Annotated in this window: 2 protein-coding genes; one reads left to right on the top strand and one right to left on the bottom strand. The window is 41.3% G+C overall.

Going from position 1 to position 1,056, the window contains the following annotated elements:
• Positions 1–323 (bottom strand): histidine phosphatase family protein (locus HMPREF3022_RS08900; RefSeq protein WP_283119068.1); only part of this gene is annotated, 323 nt, incomplete at its 3' end.
• Between the two features lie 535 nt (positions 324–858).
• Between HMPREF3022_RS08900 and HMPREF3022_RS08895 the strand changes: the two genes are divergently transcribed.
• On the top strand, positions 859–1,056 hold a 198-nt coding region (locus HMPREF3022_RS08895), incomplete at its 3' end, for a hypothetical protein (protein ID WP_141756519.1).

Raw genomic sequence — 1,056 nt, 5'->3', positions numbered from 1 at the left:
GCCATTGCACGTACTGCTAATTGTTCAAAGGTTTTGCCACCATTGCTTAATGCTTTATAAGCTGCCGGGTCATTGGTTAATTGTTTGAATTCGGTTAGCTTCCGCAGGTCAGAGATCTGCATACCTTCCCAACTTCCAAATGATTGCTCATTTAGTCCACAGTGCTGAAAAAGAGGGATGGGACGCTGGCCGATAATATGGCTAGTCGTATCAATGGCACGTTGTAAAATGCTGGAATAAGCAGCGGTAAATTCTACTTGTTGTAGCGCTACGCCGGTTTTCTGAGCTCCTGTAATTCCTTGAATGAAAAGAACAGGCTGCACTACAACCGTTTTGTTATTACAACTAAAAGGATGCTGGATGAAATTGAAAGAACCGGGGATTTAACAACAAGGGATTTATTGAGAAAAAGCTGGAGCATTTGATAAAAGGTCGTCTGAAAAACCTTTCAGACGGCCTTTTTGTTTTTGAATATTGTAAGTGATTGTAGAATTAAGAAAAACAGGAATTGATAGACTAAAATACTAGCATTATTAATTTAACATAATATAAATTATGTAGTTTTTCCCTATACCTAACAATCGCCGTTGTTTATTCCTGTTTGTTAACTATTAGTTAATCTTAAAAGATTCCGTATAGTACTCCAATTTTTAGTATAAAATCAATGGTTTTTAAGAGAAATGTGGCTGCTTAATTTACCACTTTTCCCCTGAATGGTGGAATAGGGCGGGGTAAAATGACTCTTTATCCCTTATTTCAACCGTTCGGGCAGACTTTTTTCCATTCATCCCATTCGCTTTACCATCGGCATTATCCCCGTTATCATACAGTGTTCATCGTCAGTCGGATATTACCCTTATGACCGCCCGCCAATCCTACCACCTTACCTTCGCCCGTTTCTCCCCCTCACTTTCCGTTCGCTCTTTCAGCGCATCTGAAGCGGTCAATACCGCTTACCGTGTCGAAATTACCGCTACCTCGACCGATTCCTCCCTGCCTCTCTCTTCCTACCTCAACCAACGCGCAGCATTTGAGATTCGTCCGCAGGAAGGCTTA

Source organism: Neisseria sp. HMSC065C04 (assembly GCF_001815375.1).
Taxonomy (GTDB): Bacteria; Pseudomonadota; Gammaproteobacteria; order Burkholderiales; family Neisseriaceae; genus Neisseria; species Neisseria flavescens_D.
This window is presented reverse-complemented; position numbering and strand designations above follow the sequence as displayed.